Origin of the sequence: Streptomyces sp. HUAS 15-9 (assembly GCF_025642155.1) — a bacterium.
In the GTDB taxonomy this organism is placed as follows: Bacteria; Actinomycetota; Actinomycetes; order Streptomycetales; family Streptomycetaceae; genus Streptomyces.
In genome coordinates this window covers 662,057-678,629 of the sequence record NZ_CP106798.1, presented here as the reverse complement: position 1 = coordinate 678,629, position 16,573 = coordinate 662,057, and the positions used below count along the sequence as shown (strand labels likewise).

At 70.3% G+C, this 16,573-nt stretch carries 19 protein-coding genes; 8 read left to right on the top strand and 11 right to left on the bottom strand.

What is annotated here, in order from left to right; genetic code table 11:
- The first annotated feature begins 49 nt into the window (after nt 1–49).
- Nucleotides 50–226 carry a hypothetical protein gene (locus tag N8I87_RS03045; protein WP_263205170.1) on the top strand — a complete coding sequence of 59 codons (177 nt, stop codon included), beginning with the start codon at nt 50–52 and terminating at the stop codon, nt 224–226.
- Between the two features lie 66 nt (nt 227–292).
- On the opposite strand, the gene N8I87_RS03040 is transcribed toward N8I87_RS03045, so the two are convergent.
- Nucleotides 293–976: a hypothetical protein gene (locus N8I87_RS03040; protein ID WP_263205169.1), complete on the bottom strand. Its 684-nt coding sequence runs from the start codon at nt 974–976 to the stop codon at nt 293–295.
- Nucleotides 977–1,161: 185 nt separating this feature from the next.
- On the opposite strand from N8I87_RS03040, the gene N8I87_RS03035 reads away from it, so the two are divergent.
- A complete protein-coding gene (locus tag N8I87_RS03035) occupies nt 1,162–1,638 on the top strand; it encodes a DUF6174 domain-containing protein (protein ID WP_263205168.1) in 477 nt (158 codons plus the stop codon).
- A gap of 27 nt (nt 1,639–1,665) precedes the next feature.
- On the opposite strand, the gene N8I87_RS03030 is transcribed toward N8I87_RS03035, so the two are convergent.
- The 4 genes from N8I87_RS03030 to N8I87_RS03015 all read right to left on the bottom strand — a co-directional run bounded on the left by N8I87_RS03030 (nt 1,666) and on the right by N8I87_RS03015 (nt 4,670).
- Nucleotides 1,666–2,895 (bottom strand): AI-2E family transporter, encoded by a 1,230-nt coding sequence (locus tag N8I87_RS03030; protein ID WP_411577189.1) that lies wholly within the window; start codon nt 2,893–2,895, stop codon nt 1,666–1,668.
- Nucleotides 2,896–3,012: 117 nt separating this feature from the next.
- Nucleotides 3,013–3,312 carry an SHOCT domain-containing protein gene (locus N8I87_RS03025; protein WP_263205167.1) on the bottom strand — a complete coding sequence of 100 codons (300 nt, stop codon included), beginning with the start codon at nt 3,310–3,312 and terminating at the stop codon, nt 3,013–3,015.
- Nucleotides 3,313–3,377: 65 nt separating this feature from the next.
- Nucleotides 3,378–3,836: a DUF6325 family protein gene (locus N8I87_RS03020; RefSeq protein WP_263205166.1), complete on the bottom strand. Its 459-nt coding sequence runs from the start codon at nt 3,834–3,836 to the stop codon at nt 3,378–3,380.
- A gap of 138 nt (nt 3,837–3,974) precedes the next feature.
- Nucleotides 3,975–4,670 (bottom strand): GAP family protein, encoded by a 696-nt coding sequence (locus N8I87_RS03015; protein ID WP_263205164.1) that lies wholly within the window; start codon nt 4,668–4,670, stop codon nt 3,975–3,977.
- Between the two features lie 199 nt (nt 4,671–4,869).
- Here N8I87_RS03015 and N8I87_RS03010 point away from each other — a divergent pair, with 199 nt between their 5' ends.
- The 6 genes from N8I87_RS03010 to N8I87_RS02985 all read left to right on the top strand — a co-directional run bounded on the left by N8I87_RS03010 (nt 4,870) and on the right by N8I87_RS02985 (nt 9,739).
- Nucleotides 4,870–5,628 (top strand): hypothetical protein, encoded by a 759-nt coding sequence (locus N8I87_RS03010; RefSeq protein ID WP_263205163.1) that lies wholly within the window; start codon nt 4,870–4,872, stop codon nt 5,626–5,628.
- A 161-nt stretch (nt 5,629–5,789) separates the two neighbouring features.
- Nucleotides 5,790–6,686, top strand: a complete 897-nt coding sequence (locus tag N8I87_RS03005) for a serine hydrolase (RefSeq protein WP_411577188.1) — start codon at nt 5,790–5,792, stop codon at nt 6,684–6,686.
- 194 nt (nt 6,687–6,880) lie between these two features.
- Complete coding sequence (locus tag N8I87_RS03000) at nt 6,881–7,312, top strand: tautomerase family protein (protein ID WP_263205161.1); 432 nt, start codon at nt 6,881–6,883, stop codon at nt 7,310–7,312.
- Nucleotides 7,305–8,315, top strand: a complete 1,011-nt coding sequence (locus N8I87_RS02995) for a zinc-dependent alcohol dehydrogenase (RefSeq protein WP_263205160.1) — start codon at nt 7,305–7,307, stop codon at nt 8,313–8,315. The genes N8I87_RS03000 and N8I87_RS02995 overlap by 8 nt, the downstream gene beginning before the upstream one ends.
- A gap of 417 nt (nt 8,316–8,732) precedes the next feature.
- A complete protein-coding gene (locus N8I87_RS02990) occupies nt 8,733–9,017 on the top strand; it encodes a PaaI family thioesterase (protein WP_263205159.1) in 285 nt (94 codons plus the stop codon).
- A gap of 29 nt (nt 9,018–9,046) precedes the next feature.
- Nucleotides 9,047–9,739 carry a formylglycine-generating enzyme family protein gene (locus tag N8I87_RS02985; RefSeq protein WP_263205158.1) on the top strand — a complete coding sequence of 231 codons (693 nt, stop codon included), beginning with the start codon at nt 9,047–9,049 and terminating at the stop codon, nt 9,737–9,739.
- 12 nt (nt 9,740–9,751) lie between these two features.
- On the opposite strand, the gene N8I87_RS02980 is transcribed toward N8I87_RS02985, so the two are convergent.
- The 6 genes from N8I87_RS02980 to N8I87_RS02955 form a co-directional block, all read right to left on the bottom strand.
- A complete protein-coding gene (locus N8I87_RS02980) occupies nt 9,752–11,029 on the bottom strand; it encodes an MFS transporter (protein WP_263205157.1) in 1,278 nt (425 codons plus the stop codon).
- 154 nt (nt 11,030–11,183) lie between these two features.
- Complete coding sequence (locus N8I87_RS02975) at nt 11,184–11,960, bottom strand: polysaccharide deacetylase family protein (RefSeq protein ID WP_263205156.1); 777 nt, start codon at nt 11,958–11,960, stop codon at nt 11,184–11,186.
- 175 nt (nt 11,961–12,135) lie between these two features.
- Nucleotides 12,136–12,936 (bottom strand): TIGR03943 family putative permease subunit, encoded by an 801-nt coding sequence (locus N8I87_RS02970; protein WP_263205155.1) that lies wholly within the window; start codon nt 12,934–12,936, stop codon nt 12,136–12,138.
- Nucleotides 12,933–13,964, bottom strand: coding sequence for a permease (locus N8I87_RS02965; protein WP_263205153.1), 1,032 nt, complete (start codon nt 13,962–13,964; stop codon nt 12,933–12,935). Before N8I87_RS02965 ends, N8I87_RS02970 begins: the two co-directional genes overlap by 4 nt.
- Before the next feature lie 84 nt (nt 13,965–14,048).
- On the bottom strand, nt 14,049–14,891 hold the full coding sequence (locus N8I87_RS02960; RefSeq protein ID WP_263205151.1) for a CAP domain-containing protein: 843 nt from the start codon (nt 14,889–14,891) through the stop codon (nt 14,049–14,051).
- Between the two features lie 448 nt (nt 14,892–15,339).
- The gene (locus N8I87_RS02955; protein ID WP_263205149.1) at nt 15,340–16,545 is read right to left on the bottom strand and encodes a glycosyltransferase family 39 protein; all 1,206 of its coding nucleotides are present in this window, start codon (nt 16,543–16,545) and stop codon (nt 15,340–15,342) included.
- Nucleotides 16,546–16,573 lie beyond the last annotated feature (28 nt).

Sequence of the window (16,573 nt, the reverse complement as noted above, 5' to 3'; positions counted from 1 at the left end):
ATATGTCATATTCTTCCCACGCGAGTCCCCTACCCACGGAGCCCGCAGCATGATTCACGGAGCCCACCCCCATGCTCCCGCCCACCTCGTCGACATCACCCTCGCCCGTGACTGCGACACCTGCCGCGGCTGGGGAAGCGTTGTCCACGACGGCCGTTTCGAGCTCTGCCCGGACTGTCAGGGCCCGGCGGGGCAGCACCGGGACGCACGCGACCTCGACGGCTGAGTCACGCGGTGGCGTCCCGGTACGGTGCGTCGTGCCGGAGCGGATGGCTCCGGCGCCCCGGGAGCGTCAGGGGGTGAAGACCTCTTCGAGGCTGTCGATGGCCCCGTTGCCACCGAGGTGGTACTTGAAGACCAGCCCGCTGTTCGGGTGCGCCTCGAGCCAGTCCAGGAACTCCTGGACGCCGATGTGCTGGTTCTCCGTGCTCTCCACGATGGGGTTGGTGGCGGTGACGTAGGCGGCCTGGTCCATGGGCAGGTACGTCTCCTTGCCGACGGTCACGAAGGGCGCGCCGTCGGAATCCGCCGTGGGGCAGCCCCAGTTGCCGTGCTTGACGATCAGGCTGAGGGAGCCGCCCTCGGGGGTGTAGCGGTAGACCGCTATCTCGTCGGGGGAGATGGGCATCTTGTGGTCGCAGCCGTCGTCCTTGCCGCCGGTGCCCGCGGCGATGGGCGTGCCCGTGGCCGAGGAAGCGGAGGCGGAGGGAGTAGCGGCCGGTGCCGCCCCGGTGGCCGTGCCCCCGCCGCCCGTACCGGCCGAGGACTTGGCAGCGGGCTTGGCGCCGGTCGCGGTGGCGCCGCCGCCCGCGTCTGCCGCGGTGCTCGATGGCGCGCCGCTCGGAGTCGCGCTTCCGCCGTTGTGACCGGCACAGCCGCTGAGCGTCAGCGCCAGTACGGCCGCGGCGCACACGCTCGCCGCGGTGGGGCGGAGCGCGCCGGGTCTGCGACGGCCGCTGTTCGTGGTCAGTGCCATGGTGGGTCCCCCCTCGGGTGGTGACCGCCCTTGTGCGGGCGATGCGATTCGGGAGGAGGGACGTTCTACGGTCAACGGCAGTTTCACCAGTTCCCATTCGTTGCGGCCCCGTGACATGCGAGCCCGCCGCGAACGTTCGGCGGGCCGGCGGCGTCCAGGGACAAAGAGCTCACGAAAGGCCACACATGACAGCCGTACGTGTCACTGCCCGTTCCTCGCTGCCGCGCGTCGTCGCCCTGATCGGAGGTCTTCTGTGCGCGACCACCGCCTGTGCGGGAGAGGGCCCGTCCACCCGGGCGGCGGAGCACGGTACGGCGTGGCAGGAGCCGGCCGCGTACACCTACATGTTGAACTCGACCGAAGGAGAGCGGGCCCTCATCGGCACCTTCCGGGTGACCGTGCGCGACGGGAAGGTCGCGAAGGCGGTCGGCCTCGACGAGGAGAGCCGCCGCGTGGTCCGTCGCTCGCCCGGCATCGTCCCCACCATCGGTGGACTGCTGAAGGAACTCGAGCAGGCGCGGCAGGACGACGCGGACACGGCGGAGGCACGGTACGCGGCAGACGGACATCCGCTGCGCATCACACTGGACCAGGACGAGAACGCCGTCGACGACGAAGCCCGGTACGTCATCAGCGCATATGAGCCCGCCACCGCCTCGTGACGGCGTGGCTGAAACCCGCTCAGGCAGTCACAGCACGGGCGGCTGTGTCGGTGCGGTCCGCAGCGCGCGCAGCACCGACCAGACGACCGAGATGAACGGGACGGCGACGACGGCGCCGATCACGCCACCGACGATGCTGCCCGCGATGACGGACACCGCGACGACCAGGGGGTGCAGACTGACCGCCCAGCTCATCACCAGCGGGTGCAGCACATGTCCTTCGAGCTGGCCGATGACCACGATGAGCACGAGCACGGCGGCCGCCGTGAGCGGTCCGCGTCCGGCGAGGGCGACCACCGTGGCCACACTGAGCGCGATCGGCGAGCCCACCAGCGGTACGAACGTGGCGAAGAACTCCAGGAGGGTCAGCGGCAGCGCGAGCGGTACCCGCAGAATGAACAGCGCGACTCCGACGAGTACGGCGTTGGTGGCGGCCACGATGATGATGCCGCGTGTGTACCCGGCGAACGTCCGCCAGGCGGCCCGCCCGGTCCGGTCCCACACCGGACGGGCTCCACCGGGCAGCAGCTGGTCGCGCATCCAGCCCCACAGGCGCTCGCCCGAGTGGATGAAGAAGACGGAGGCGAAGAGGGCCAGCACCGCTCCGGTGATCAGCTCGACGATCCTGCCGAGACCGCTGACGGCGCTGCTGAGCAGTTTCGCCCGGTGCGTGTTGAGGTAGTTCACCACCTGGCGCTGCAGATCCTCCAGCTTGCCGGGGCTGAGCCGGAACGGCGGTTGCTGGAGCCACAGTTCGATGCGGTGGATGCCGCCGCGGAACTCACCCGCCAGCTTCGCGGACTCGCCCGCCACCGCGTTGCCCACGAGAGCGAGCAGGGTCATCAGGATCAGCAGGCTGCCGACGATGGCGACGGCGACGCTGAGCGACCTCGGGAACATGCGGTTCAGCAGGTCGGTCGGGGGGCGCAGCAGCGACGTGATGACCAGGGCGAGGAACAGGGCCACGGCGATGAGCTGGAAGCGGCCGAGGACGGTGAAGACGGCGTAGACGACGATGCCGACGAGCAGGATGCGCCAGGCGTAGGCAGCGGCGACACGCAGCCACGGTACGGTCCGCTCGGCCACCGAGCCGACCGGGGGCTCGGCGTCCTTGGGGCCGTAGCGCGTGCGCGGCGGGAGCCGTACGGAGTGCGCCGGACGGCTCCCCAGCACCACGTCACCCGCCCGGCGCCCTCGCCCGGCCGATCGACCGCCCGTACCGGCCACCACGTCCCACGCCACCTCGCCGTTTCTCACTGTCGGCCTTGTCTAGAGCAAGGTAAGCGCGCCGGGCGGGGGACACGGTGCAACGCGCCCGGGTCGGCGCCAAGGAGAAGCCCGACATCAACGGCGACGGCACACTGCCGAGCGGCGTCAGCTGAGGAGCTGCTGCTTCTGTGCCTCGAACTCCGAGTCCGTCAGCACTCCCTGGGCCTTCAGCTCACCCAGCTGCTTGAGCTGGTCGATCTTGCGGGTCATGTCGTCCTCGGTGGACGGCGGTGCCGGAGGCGGCGGAGGCGGTGCTGCCGCCTGCTGCGGGGCCGCTTGCTGTTGCTGCTCGTAGTCCTGCTGGGCCCAGCGCCCGGCCTGCCGCCGGGACACCCGGTTGGACACCGCGGTGGCGGTTCCGGCGACGACTGCGGTGCGCGCGACACCCCTGAGGAGTCCAGGCATGGTCTCTCATCTCCCCTGTTGTGTGCCCAGGGCCGGTACGGTGCCGGCCCGCACGGATGCGCCCGTCAGGCCGCTGCCGATCCACCGGGCGGTGTCGTGCCCTCGACCGCGTCCAGCGAGGCCAGCAGGGCCTGGACGGGGATACGGCCGCCGGCGACGAGCTGCGCGCCGCCGCGCCTGAGCGCACGGGCCAGGGGCGCGGCCCACAGGTTCTCGTACACCAGGACCGCGGCGGAGTTGCCGGGCTCCAGCGCGTTGCCCGCCTCCTCGATGTCACCTTGGTCCAACAGCCCGGAGGAGGCGCCCGCGAAGACGGACAGGTCGACCTCGTCACCGAGGTCCTGCAGCTCCAGCCCGGTGACGGACCCGTCACTGTCCTTACGGACGAAGGTCAGGTCGAGGATCCGTACGATGCCCCTCTCGACGAGGTCGACCAGCAGCGGAAACGCCTCGCCCGTCATGCGGTTCCCGGGGAACTCGATGACCAAGTAGTCGACGGGGCCCATTTCTTCGACATCGTTCATGGCCAGTCCTCGGGAACGGAATGGGAGTCGGGGCCGGTCGCCCGACCGTCCGTGGTCGTCGGCCCCCAGCGCCCATTCCACCACGCGGCCAAGGGCCCCGCATGTCCGCAAGCCGCGGCATCGGCACAGGGTGCGCCGTCAGCCGGTGAGCTCGAAGATGCTCCTTCCCGTGAGCCAGAAGCCCAGCACCAGGCACAGGGTCACGATGGCCTGCTCCTGGTGATCCTGCATCCATGAGCGCAGCCGCAGCAGCCGGGGCTTCGCCGGGGTCGGGGCGAACACCACATACAGCTCGGTGGCCAGCAGGCTCGCCGTGGCGAGCACACAGAAGACGGACAGTGTGAGCCAGGACGAGAAGTGGGACAGGTCGGCTTCCACCACCGTCGTCGCGGCGGCGGCGACCATGCCCCAGGGCTGCAGAAGCACGGCGAGTCCGGCGGCGGCCCATACCGTGGTGCGGTCCATCTGCGAGGTCAGCTGCGACCCCGATGCGCCGTTCGGCCCGTGGTCCCGCTGCGCCGAGGTCCCATGGGCCCGTGCCCGAGCGGCTACGAACCTGCGGCGCCGGTGCTCGCCGTAGAGAACGAACGACACACCGATGGCCAGCTTGGCCGCGAGCGCGGCCGTGGAGGGCGGGGACCTGGGTGGAGGGGGCTGCCCGCCGGTCAGCGTCAGGACGATCCCGATGACGACGACCAGACATGCCAGCCAGCTCAGGATGAAGGCCAGGCCCTTCCACACGCCCCGCTCCGATGCCACGACCAGGACGAAGGCCATGAGGGGCAGAGGGTCGAGCGTGATGGCCAGGGCGATGAGAAGCAGATCGAGAACCATGGCGACCCCACGGTGTCGGACATCACGAGAGTAGGCAGGGACCGCCGGGATCACATCTCGCGGGGCTTCGGCGCTCATCACGAGCACCCGGGCCCGAGAACGCGACAGCCAAGACCAAGCAGGTGCCCGGCCCGGTCGGCCCGAGTATCAACGATCGGGTCGCGGCGAGCAGTTGGGGCGCCCCCGATATGCTGCGGGCATGATCGTCAACACGGCGCTCGCCGACATCCTCGACCGTGACGCCGCCGACAGGGAGCCGGACGCACTGCTCGCCGCTCTGGTCGACCACGGTGTGTTCGTCCCCGTTGGGGAGAACGGCTCGGTGCTGTTCCTGCGCAGTGAGGACGGCACACCCGCCATACCCGGTTATGTCAGCGAAGCATGTTGCGCCGAACGGCTGCCACAAGCCGCCGCAGCGATCCACTGCGACGCCCTGCGACTGCTCGACATCGCCGAGCGGACCGGCGTCGAGGCCCTGGCCGTTCATTCCGTGCGGGGCTGGGCCCGCGTACCGGTGCCGCTGGTGTACCGGACCCTCGCCGGGCGCGGTCAGCAGGCCGGCGGGGAGCGGCTCAAGCTCTCCTGGTCCACCCACCCGGTCGCGGTGGCCCTGCGGGATGCGCTGGCCCGACGGGTGCGTGAGTTTCCCGCGGTGCGCACGGTCTGGGTGTCGCGGGCGCGCCGGCTCGAGACCGGCGCGGAACACCTGATGCTGCACATCGCCGTGGACGAGCCCCTGCCGTCGTCTTCCGCGCAGCGCATGACGGAGATCCTGCTCGCCGAGGACGTGGTGCTGGGCGAGGACGACCCCAAGGTGGGCATGCTCGCGATCAACACCACCGGCCACGCCGAGTCGATTGCGGAGCTGGAGTCGATGGGGCTGGACACCGTGCGGTTCGACCGCGCCACCGGACGCGTCGACGTGATCTCACGCGAGTACGACGCGCCGCCGGCCTGAGCGGGAGCCGGTGTGACCCCAGCCACTCGGACAGCTGTGACTCTTCGCACAATTGCGTAGGAATCGGACTTGTCGTGGCGGCGGTCACGTCGCGACAAGGGCGTTTTGTTTAGCTTCGCAGTCCTGTGTCCCTCCCACACGAACTGCCGAGGCCCCTCACCATGCAGCATCGACAGTCCCTCCTGTCGCCCGCCCGGAGCCCTCGCGGCAGCCGCACCGCGGTCGGCGCCGGCGTTCTCACGGCTTGCGTGGCGACGCTCCTCTCGGCCGGCGCGCTCCACCCGACACCCGCGGCCGCTGCCCCGGCGGCGACGCGGCCCGACGCCGCGACGGCCGACTTTCTCGCACGGGTGAAGCCCCAGGGGGAGGAGCGGGTGAGCGCGGCGGTGCTCGACCTGGACGGGACCGGCCGGGAAGCCACGGTGTACGGCGACGACACCCCGTACGACACCGCGAGCATCGTGAAGGTCGACATCCTCGCCACAGCACTGCTCCAGGGCCAGGACGCCAAGCGCGGCCTGACCGAGAAGGAGCGCTCCGAGGCCGAGGTGATGATCGAGCGCAGTGACAACGACGCGGCGAACCGCCTGTGGCGGTCCATCGGCCGGGCGGGGGGCCTGGACGCGGCGAACAAGCGACTGGGGCTGAGCGAGACGAAGGGCGGTCCGGACGCCAAGTGGGGGCTCACCCGCACCACGGCGAGGGACCAGATACGGCTGCTGCGCGCGGTGTACGACACCGGCACGGCCGCACGCGCGGCCGCCACCCCGCTCGAAGAGGCGTCCCGGTCGTACATCCGCACGCTGATGAGCCACGTCGTCGACGAGCAGTCATGGGGCGTCTCGGCGGCTGCCGGCTCCGAGTGGGCGTTGAAGAACGGCTGGCTGCAGCGCAACACGACCGAGCTGTGGGACGTCAACAGCGTCGGACGGATCACGGCGGGCGGACACCACTACCTCGTCGCCGTCCTCTCGGACGGCAGCAAGTCGATGAAGGACGGCGTCGCACTCGTGGAACGTGCGGTCCGGGCGGCGGTCTCCTCGACGGCCGCCCACTGAGCGAGGCCGGCCCCCGGCGAGGAGCGGCGGCTGCCGCGCCCTGAATGCCGACGTTCACCGGGCCGCCGTGAGCCGACCGGCAATGCCCGCACCATCCCCACCCCTGGCTATAACGATCGTCATAGTCTAACGTGGTCCTCGTCTATGACGACCGTCATAACCGCGTCGGTCGTCACCCGAAGCGAGGTATTGCCATGCCCATGATCCGGCTCACCAGCCCGGCCGGTGCGCTGACCGAACAAGGCCGCCGCAGTGTCCAGCGGGACCTCGCCGCCGTGCTCCTGCGCTGGGAGGGAGCGCCCGACACGGCCTTCTTCCGGGCCCAGGCGTGGAGCTACCTCGTCGAGCTGCCCGAGGGCGCGCAGGTCACCGCGGAGGACGACGCGCCGCGGTTCCTCGTGGACGTCACGGTGCCGCAAGGGGCTCTGTCCGAGCGACGCAGGGCGGGACTCGTCGAAGAGGTGACCCACACCGTGCTGAACGCCGCCGGGCTCGGCCCGGACGAGGCACTGCGCGTATGGGTGCTGGTGTACGAGCAGGCCGACGGCACCTGGGGCGCGGGCGGATCCATCATCCGCCACGCGGACCTGGTCGCCCTCGCGAAGGGCCGGCGCGACGATGCGTGAACTGACCTATGTCGGACGGCACCGTGTCGAGTGGCGCGAGGCGCCCGACCCCGAGCTCCAGTCCGGACAGGAGGCGATCGTCGCCCCGGTCGCCGCGACCCCCTGCGACGTGGACTCGTCCATCCTGGCCGGACACGGCTTCATCGACCCGCCCTTCGCCCTCGGCCACGAGTGCGTGGCGAAGGTCGTGGAGACCGGTGACGCGGTGACCGCAGTGGCCCCCGGCGATCTGGTCGTCGTGCCCTGGTCCATCAACTGCGGCACCTGCGACACCTGCCGCGCCGGACTGACCGCGCACTGCACCTCGGTGCCGCACATGGCCATGTACGGCGCACCCATCGGCGGCAGTTGGGGCGGACTCTTCTCCGACCTCGTCCGCGTACCGTGGGCGGACGCCATGCTGGTGCCGCTGCCGAGCGGCCTCGATCCGGTCGCCATGGCCTCCGCCGGCGACAACTGGTCCCTGTCCTGGCGGCTGACCGCCCCGCACCTGAAGGCCCGCCCCGGAGCCCGCGTCCTGGTCGTCGCCCGTGGAAGCATCGGCCTGTACGTGTGCGACATCGCCCGCGCGCTGGGTGCCTCCGACGTCCTGTACGTCGACCCCGACCCGGACCACCGCGAGATCGCCGAGAGCTACGGCGCCCGTACCGCCGAGGCCGTCGAACCCGCCCACCGCGGCTTCGACCTCGCCGTCGAGGCCACCGGCCGCGTCGACCAGCTCGCCCTCGCCCTCAAGTCCCTGATGCCGGAAGGCTTCTGCGAGTCCGCCGGCAACCACTTCCGCCCCGGCGAACTGCCCCTGCTCGACATGTACCTCACCGGCGTCACCCTGCGCATCGCCCGCGACAACGTACGCGCACACATCCCCGACGCCCTCGAACTCGCCGGCTCCGGCACGGTCGACCCCGCCCGGGTCGTCTCCCATGTCATCGACTGGGAACAACTCCCCGACGCCCTCCCGGAGAAGCACCTGAAGCCCGTCTTCGTACGCACCGACGACTGACCGGCCGCGCCCGGTCTTTGCCCGCCGAGCCCCGACGAGAAAGCCGATGAGCACCCCCGTGACCGACCCGATCACGACGAACGCCCCGCACCGCACGACCGGAGGAAGAGGACCTCGCACTCCGGCGGGCGGCGATCGCCGCACTCGGCCACGAACTGCGGGCGCTGGTCGACATCACCGTGCGTACGGCCGCACCGGCCAAGACCCTGCACCGCGTCGCGGACGAAGTCCGGCGTCTCGAAGGGCAGTTGTCCGGAGACCGACGCACACGCGCGGAGATTCCTGCCGTGGACGGGTTTCCCGGCGGAATACGCATGTACAGCCCCGTCACCGGGGCGGGCAGCCCGCTCGCCCCGCCCATGCCGGTGCACCCTGGGCATCGCACACGAAGGCCCGCCGGGCTACGGCCATGGCGGTATGAGTGCCATGCTGCTCGACGAACTGATGGCCTGCGCCGCTGCCGGTACGCCCGCCATGACCATCTCCCTCGACGTGAACTACCAACGTCCCGTACCGCTGTTGACACCGCTGAGCGTCGTCGCCCGCGTCGCGCGGACCGACGGCCGGAAGATCTTCGTGGACGGCTCGATCACCACGGAGACGGATCCACCCTCCACCGTGGTCACCGCGAGCGGCGTCTTCGTGTCACCCGACCCCGACCGCGCGGGCGCCCTCTTCCCGAGCCTGTGCGAAGGATCGTGAGAACACCCCGCAGGTAAGATCGTCTCTCCATGAACGCGACAGCCGAGCACAGGATGATCGCCGTTCCGCCGGGGCAGGTCATGCTGTCGGACCGGCGGACGCGGCGCAGTTGGCCGGTCGACGTCCCGGCGTACGAGATCGGCGCGTACCCCGTCACTCAGGAGCTGTACGCACGGATCACCGATCGTCGGCCGAGCACCTCCGAAGGGGACAGGCTGCCCGTCGAGGGCGTCTCCTGGTGGGACGCGGTGCGGTTCTGCAACGCGCTGTCCCAACGGGAAGGTCTCACCCCGGCGTACCACTTGCCACCCGACGACGAGGACATCGAGTGGGACGCGTCCGCCGACGGGTACCGGCTGCTGACCGAGGCGGAGTGGGAGCACGCCTGCCGCGCCGGTACGGCGGGACCGCGTTACGGCCCCCTCGACGACATCGCCTGGTACCGCGGCAACTCGCACGAGCGGATCCACGAGGTGGGCCGCAAGGGCCCCAATCCATGGGGCCTCCACGACATGCTCGGTGACGTATGGGAGTGGTGCTGGGACATCTACGACGCCCAGGTCTACGGCAGTTACCGAGTACTGCGCGGCGGTGGCTGGTTCGACGAGCACTGGAGCTGCAGAGCCTCCGTGCGGCGCCGCAGCCACCCCACCTTCCGCGTGGACGACGTCGGGTTCCGCGTGGCGCGTACCAGGCTGAGGGCGGGGGACATGCGGTCCTGACGTGGGTGCCGCTCAGTGGGCCGCGTCCCTGGTCTCGATCGCGACGGTGGCCTCGTGCGGCGCGGTCGTGCCTGCCGGCGGTGCCTGGCGTACGGCCCGGTTGGCGGTGGTGAGGACCGCCAGGACCAGCAGCCATGCCCCGCACAGCCACACAAGGGGCTTGGCGCCCACGGCGGTGATCAGCGCGCCGCCGGTGAGCATGCCGAGCGACAGGGCGCCCGTGGTGAGCGTCGAGACCGCAGCCGTGGTCCGGCCCCGCAACTCATCAGGGGTGATGGCGAGTTGGTGAGTGGACATGGCCACCGTGTACACCGGAGCGACCAACGACTCGGCCGCCGCGACCGCCGCCAGTGTCAGCGGATCGGGTGCGAGCGCGTACAGCGGGAACATCAGCGCCTCCAGCCAGAGCATCACCACAGCGATCAGCCCGAGCGGGAACCGCCGTGTGGCCCGGCCCGAGACCAGTGCCCCCGCCATCGCTCCGAGTGCCGCTCCGCCGAAGACGACGCCGATCCACAGGGGTGAGGCGCCGAGTTGCCGGGCGAGGGTGATGATCAACAGATACCCGGCGCCGTAACGCACCTTGTCGGCCGCCGACACCACGGTGAGGAACCGGATGACGGGTTGGCGCCACAGCCAACCGAGCCCTTCACGGATCTCGGTGGTGACCCGGGCCTTCGTCCGCGCCGCCTGCCGGTCCACCTGGAACCGGGCACGCATCAGGCGCAGCGAAGCGGCGGACACCGCGAAGGACACGGCGTTGACGGCGTACGGCACGGTTCGCCCGAGCGCGTAGAGCACGCCGGCGAGCGGGGCGCCGAAGATACCCACCGCGCCGGTGGCGGACTGCGAGCGGCCGAGTGCGGCGGACAACTGCCGAGGACCGACCACATTGGGCAGCGCGGCGGTGTACGCCACCTGGAACAGCGTGGTCAGGATTCCGGCGAGCACCGCCGTCGCGTACAACTGGGGCATCGTCAGTGTGTCCGACCACAGCGCGACGGCGACGCCGGCGGTGAGGACGGTCCGGCCCAACTCGCACCAGATCATGGTGACCTTACGGTCCCACCGGTCGACGAGGGCGCCGGCGACCAGTCCGAACACCAGATAGGACATCGTGCCGAGGCCCAGGACGAGCCCGGCCCGGCCGGCCGACCCGGTGAGGGCCAGCACGGTCAGCGGCAGGGCCATGGACTGGGCCTGGTCGCCGATGGAGGAGATCAGCTGGCCGCTCAGCAGCAGCGAGAAGTCCCGGTTCCGGAACAGGCCGGAACCGCGCGGAGTTTTCATGGGAGTTACGCTCCGTAACAGCTCTAGGACACAAGGGTGGCGTCGAAGCTGGTGTCCGAGCTAAGAGACACGGGGCGTGCTGAACATGTGCGGACCGTACCCGGGGCAGGGTCCGCACGGCAATCGGTCATGCGCTCAACGATCGGTCATGCGCTCAACGGACCGGGAAACCGAAGGAGTAGCCCTGCTGCTTCAGCCACGGCAGTACCTCGCGCAGGGCCGCCACGGTCTGCGAGCGGTCGCCGCCCGCGTCGTGGAAGAGGACGGTCGGGCCGTTGGATATCTCGCTCTTGACGGTGGAGACGATGGCGGCCGCGCCGGGACGCTCGAAGTCCTTGGAGTCCACGTTCCAGCCGAGCGGGCGCATGCCGTGGGAGGCCGCGAGCTTCCGGCTGTATGGGGTGAAGGCACCGCCCGGGGCACGGTAGTAGAGCGGCCGTACACCGCCCGACGCCTTGGTGATCATGCGCTCGGCGTCCGTGATCTGCTGCGACTGATAGGCGTCGGACTTCTTGTCCATGGTGGTGTCGTGGGACACCGTGTGATCGCACAGTCGGTGCCCGGCCGCCACCACCGCCTTGACCATGTCCGGGTGGGCCTTGGCCTGGGTGCCCACCATGCAGAACGTGGCCTTCACGCCGTTTTCCTTCAGCACTTGCAGCATCTGCGGCGTCCAGACCGGGTCCGGACCGTCGTCGATGGTGATGTTGACGCCCTGGGCGCCGCGGTCCGAGGCATGGGCGATCTCCACCGACACCGGCGCCGCGGCGCGGCCCTGCGAAGAGGGGTTCGCCGAGCCGCCTGCTTCCGCGTGCCCGCCGACGGAGCCGGCCTGCGCGGTCCATACCGAGGTGGCCGCGGCCAGCGCGGTCACTCCGACCGCTGCCCCGAGCACCCGGCCGTACCATCCCCGCCCGCCATGCCGCGCCATGTCCGCCTCGTTCCTTGCCGTGCCGATGGGATCCCGATCACCTGTCAGGACGGAGGAGGCCGACGATGGGATCCCGCTGTTACAGATCACGGACAAATCCGCGGACGTTCCGCGACAGACCCCCGGAACTTGCTTGGCCGGCAAGGCGAATGGCCGACCCGACCATGGTCGTGGGTCAGACGGCAGGGAAGGGAAGGTTGTCCGTGTAGCCGTTCGCCGGCCGGGTGATCTTCTTGACGGTACGGGCGTCGAGGGCGACCGGCGCCGACTTCGTGCCCAGCGTCCCGCCCGGGTGCCATGTTCCGGTGACGCTCACCCATGTGTTGGGGGGCAGGGCGGGCCCCCCGTAGATCCGTATCTTGATGGACTGCGCGTCCGCCGCACAGCAGGTGAGGATGATCCGGGTCAGGTACCAACTGCCGGCCTGTTTGCCGGGGGTGACGAAACCGGTCATCTGGATGCTGCGCCCCTTGATGGCCCGCTTGCGGTCCTGCTGCACGCGCGTGGTGAAGTCCGTGAGGGTCATCGGGAGCGGCGAGGCCGTGGGCAGCGGGTCGAAGTGCGCCTGTTCCGATACGGCCTTGGGGGCCTGGCGGGCGGCGGTGTAGGCGCCCAGGGCCGGTGGGGCGTAGAAGAGCAGGCTCAGCGCGGGCAGCAGCAACAGCCAGGCGACGCGGGGCACGGCGGAGTGGTCGTGCCCGTGACCGCTGTCGCCGTGGGCGTGGTCGTCAGGTGTGTGGTTGTCGTGGGTGTGGTCCTGGTGGGGTGTGTCTTCGTCGCTTCGGCCCCCTCGGAGCTGTCGGAGCTGCGACCACGCCTCCGCGACGCCGAGTATCAGCAGCACCGTGCCCGATGCGACCAGCATCGGTCGCATGCCTTCCTTGACGTACCTCAGGCACAGGTCGGTGAAGAGCGAGATGTGCAGCAGGCCGAGACCGCTGAGGACGAGCAGGATCGCCTGGATGGGCCGCTTCACAGCAGGATGCCTCCGATCAGCGCGCTGCACAGGATGGCGACGGCGGTCGTCGCGGCGGAGAAGCGGACCGCGAAGGCGCGGCCGAAGGTGCCCGCCTGCAGGGCGATCAGCTTCAGGTCGACCATCGGGCCCACCACCATGAACGTCAGCCGGGCGAGCGGCGAGAAGCCGGTGAGGGAGGACGCGACGAACGCGTCGGCCTCGGAGCACACCGCGAGCAGGATGGCGAGCGCGGCCAGGAACAGCACCGACAGCCAGGGCGACGAGGAGAACGTGTCGAGCACGGAGGGCGGCACGGCCACGTTGAAGGTGGCCGCCGCCATGGCCCCGATGACCAGGAACCCGCCCGCGTGCAGGAAGTCGTGCTGGAACGCGCGCCGGAACTCGCTCCAGCGGCTGTGCCCGGCGTGGTGCCCGGTGTGCCGTACGGCCGGCTTGAGCCACTCTGCGCGGCCGAGCCAGAGCCACAGCCAGCCCATGACGGTGGCGGTGGCGAGCGAGGCCAGCAGCCGGGCCAGCACCATGGCGGGACGTCCGGGGAAGGCGATGGCCGTGGCGGTCAGCACGACGGGGTTGATCGCGGGCGCGGAGAGCAGGAACGCGAAGGCGGCGGCCGGGGTGACACCCCGGCCGATCAGACTGTTGGCGACGGGCACCGACGCGCATTCACAGCCTGGCAGGACGACCCCGGCGGCACCGGCGACGGGAACGGCGAGCACGGGCCGCCTGGGCAGGACGCGGTGGAACACCCGCGCCGGGACGAAGGCGTTGATGGCTCCGGACAGGGCCGTCCCGAGGAGCAGGAAGGGCAGCGCCTGGACGGTCACGGACAGACAGACGGTCTGCCATGCCTGGAGGGCAGGTTTGCTGATCGACTGGCCGAGGAGGACGAGCGCCGTGCCGGGAAGGACGGCCGCCGCCACCAACAAGAGAGGCCAGAATCGGGGCAATTCGCCCGCCGGCGCCTCCTCGGCTTCGGGGCGGCCCGCGGCGGCCGTCTCCTCCGCCAGTTCTTCTGTTGTCTGCACGCCGGCTCCGTACGTCGGATGATCAGACCGAACATAGTGGAAGCCGGGTGTCCTCGGGAAACCGACCAGGGCCGGGGACGGCGCTTATCGCGCCGTTCCGAAGTCCTGGGTCCAGAAGCTGTTGGGCTGTGCGAGACCGACGCCGATCTCCTTGAACGAGCAGTTGAGGATGTTGGCCTTGTGGCCGGGGCTGGCCATCCAGCCGGCCATGACCGACTCGGGAGTCGAGTAGCCGTATGCGACGTTCTCGCCGTAGGCGCTCCAGGTGTAGCCGGCACGGGTGATCCGGTCGCCGGGGGAGGAGCCGTCGGACCCGGTGTGCGACATGTTCTGGTGGGCGGCCATGTCGGCGCTGTGCGCCTGCGCGGCCTTGCTGAGGGTCGCGTTGAGCGTCAGCGCCGAGCAGCCCACCTTGGCGCGCTCGGCGTTCACGAGCTGCACGATGCGGGCGACGACCCCGGACGCGGTGGCGGTGGGCTTCGGGGCGCTCGGCGCGGCGGGGGTCGCGGGGGCGGCGGTGGTGGCCCTGGGGGCGCTGGGAGCGGTGGTGACCTTGGCCTTGGGGACCGTGGTCCTGGGGGCCGTGGTCTTCGCCGTGGGGGAGGGCGCGGCGGTGACCTTCACCCTGTGCGAGGGCGCGGTGGCCTTCGGCTTCGGCGGGGTGGTCTTCGCGGGGGCGCTGGGCGTCCTGGCGGGTGCCGGCGTGGCCTGGCCGTTGTGGTCCTGGTAGTCGTTCCAGGGGCGACCCCAGTCGGCGTTGTTCCACCAACCCTTGGCTTCGGTCTCCCGATGGCTGTGGCGTTGGGGTCTCCCGCCGTCGTTCCAGTCGGTGCAGGCCATGGCGACGGACGGTACGCCCACGGCCCCCATGGCAACGGCAGTGATGACTATTCGCCGGTATTGAGTGCTTTTGCGATGCTTACCCATGTGTGACCTCACCCGGTAATCGCCGAGCGCTCCTTGTGCGGCTGGCTCTGTACAGAACCCGCCACTGAACTGCGGCGATGCCCTGCGGATCGTCATTCTTAGGAGCCCTTCACATGGAGCGCAAAGGGCCCCTGTACTACGTCGCCTCGTAGCTTCGGCGATCCTTGTCGCGGGGTGGGGGCGTGCTGGACCGGACCCCGCGATCACCGTGAATCCATGACGCGTCGTCAGAAAGCCTCTGTGTCCGCAGAGCGGGCGAAAGTGCCGTGCGGACGGAATGCCGCGAATCCAGACATGATGTTCGCCCAGGCCAAGACGGACAAATCCCATATGTCGGCGGAGCGCCGTCTACTATCCGACCCGCACAGTTCCCGGACAACCTGTGATGGATGTCACGGAACCACGGCAAATGGCGCGATCACCGACCGCGCGCCCGCTGTGTCCCCGCTCAGAGCGGAGAGTGCGCGACGGTCGTCAGGTAAGCCCCGTACAGCAGGGACACCGCGGTCAGCGTGCCCCCCACCAGCAGGGCCTGCGCGGGTCGCACACGCCATGCCCGGACCAGCGCACGCGCGCAGGGAATGAGCAACGGGAACGCCGGGACCAGGAAACGCGGCTTCGACGAGAACGAACCCGAGGCACCCAGGACGAGCAGGACGAGGACGCCGGCGAAGACCACCAGCGCCAGCGGCGCACGGTCCAGGCACAGCAGACAGAACAGCAGAACACTGATGACGACGATCACCAGGGCCGTGGGGTAGACGAAGCGCCCGCCGTGCAGGAACAGCGCCTTGAGGAAGCGAAGGGATTCGACCCCGAAGTCGAAGCGCGAGGTCCACGCGTCCTGCACATGGAAGTAGCCCCGCAGGAGATCGCCGGTCTGCTCGCCCACCCACAGCACATAGCCGATCCAGCCCAGCGGACCCAGGACCACGGCGACCCACACACCGGGACGGACACGGCCGCGCCGTCTGATCGCTTCGTGCACACCCGCGGCGGCCACGGCCACGGCGACCGCGAAGCCGCTGGGGCGCGACAGGCCCGCGAGGGCGGCGAGGGCTCCGGCCCACAGCCAGCGTTCCCTCAGTACGCAGTACAGCGACCAGGCGGCGAGGGCGGAGAAGACGGACTCGGTGTAGGCGATGCCCAGCACGACCGAGTGCGGCAGTACGGCCCACAGGGCGACGAGCGCGATGGCGACCCCACGTCCGTAGAGCCGGTGGCCGATCACGTAGATGCCCCATGCGGCCACGGCCGCGGCGGTCCAGGCGACCAGCAGCGCGGCCTCTCCCGGTGTGAGCGGCAGGACCGTCAGCACGGCCCTGATGAGTCCGGGGTAGAGCGGAAAGAAGGCCCAGTCGGTCTGCACCGCGCCCGACGGCGTGATCCAGATGCGGGTCCCGTAGCCGTGCGCGGCGATGTGCAGGTACCAGTCCGAGTCCCAGGAGTGAGCCAGGCTCTTCACCAGTGGGCGATGAGTCAGATGGTTCATCGCGACCATCACCGCGACCCCGGCGAGACGGATGGCCATGAACAGCACCAGGGCCTGGAGCAGGCCGTGGGGTGCGTCAGGCCATGGGCGCCGGGTCGTGGAGCGGCGCCCGGACCTGTCCTGGGCGGCGGGACCGGACCGGGGAACGGAAGACGTGCTCACCCTCCGACCTTGGGCATACACCGCCAAA

What these genes read in the sequence shown, in the direction of transcription:
- N8I87_RS03045 (WP_263205170.1), top strand. Translation starts at nt 50, where the DNA reads ATGATTCACGGAGCCCACCCCCATGCTCCCGCCCACCTCGTCGACATC.
- N8I87_RS03040 (WP_263205169.1), bottom strand. Translation starts at nt 976, where the DNA reads ATGGCACTGACCACGAACAGCGGCCGTCGCAGACCCGGCGCGCTCCGC.
- N8I87_RS03035 (WP_263205168.1), top strand. Translation starts at nt 1,162, where the DNA reads ATGACAGCCGTACGTGTCACTGCCCGTTCCTCGCTGCCGCGCGTCGTC.
- N8I87_RS03025 (WP_263205167.1), bottom strand. Translation starts at nt 3,312, where the DNA reads ATGCCTGGACTCCTCAGGGGTGTCGCGCGCACCGCAGTCGTCGCCGGA.
- N8I87_RS03020 (WP_263205166.1), bottom strand. Translation starts at nt 3,836, where the DNA reads ATGAACGATGTCGAAGAAATGGGCCCCGTCGACTACTTGGTCATCGAG.
- N8I87_RS03015 (WP_263205164.1), bottom strand. Translation starts at nt 4,670, where the DNA reads ATGGTTCTCGATCTGCTTCTCATCGCCCTGGCCATCACGCTCGACCCT.
- N8I87_RS03010 (WP_263205163.1), top strand. Translation starts at nt 4,870, where the DNA reads ATGATCGTCAACACGGCGCTCGCCGACATCCTCGACCGTGACGCCGCC.
- N8I87_RS03005 (WP_411577188.1), top strand. Translation starts at nt 5,790, where the DNA reads ATGCAGCATCGACAGTCCCTCCTGTCGCCCGCCCGGAGCCCTCGCGGC.
- N8I87_RS03000 (WP_263205161.1), top strand. Translation starts at nt 6,881, where the DNA reads ATGCCCATGATCCGGCTCACCAGCCCGGCCGGTGCGCTGACCGAACAA.
- N8I87_RS02995 (WP_263205160.1), top strand. Translation starts at nt 7,305, where the DNA reads ATGCGTGAACTGACCTATGTCGGACGGCACCGTGTCGAGTGGCGCGAG.
- N8I87_RS02990 (WP_263205159.1), top strand. Translation starts at nt 8,733, where the DNA reads ATGAGTGCCATGCTGCTCGACGAACTGATGGCCTGCGCCGCTGCCGGT.
- N8I87_RS02985 (WP_263205158.1), top strand. Translation starts at nt 9,047, where the DNA reads ATGAACGCGACAGCCGAGCACAGGATGATCGCCGTTCCGCCGGGGCAG.
- N8I87_RS02980 (WP_263205157.1), bottom strand. Translation starts at nt 11,029, where the DNA reads ATGAAAACTCCGCGCGGTTCCGGCCTGTTCCGGAACCGGGACTTCTCG.
- N8I87_RS02975 (WP_263205156.1), bottom strand. Translation starts at nt 11,960, where the DNA reads ATGGCGCGGCATGGCGGGCGGGGATGGTACGGCCGGGTGCTCGGGGCA.
- N8I87_RS02960 (WP_263205151.1), bottom strand. Translation starts at nt 14,891, where the DNA reads ATGGGTAAGCATCGCAAAAGCACTCAATACCGGCGAATAGTCATCACT.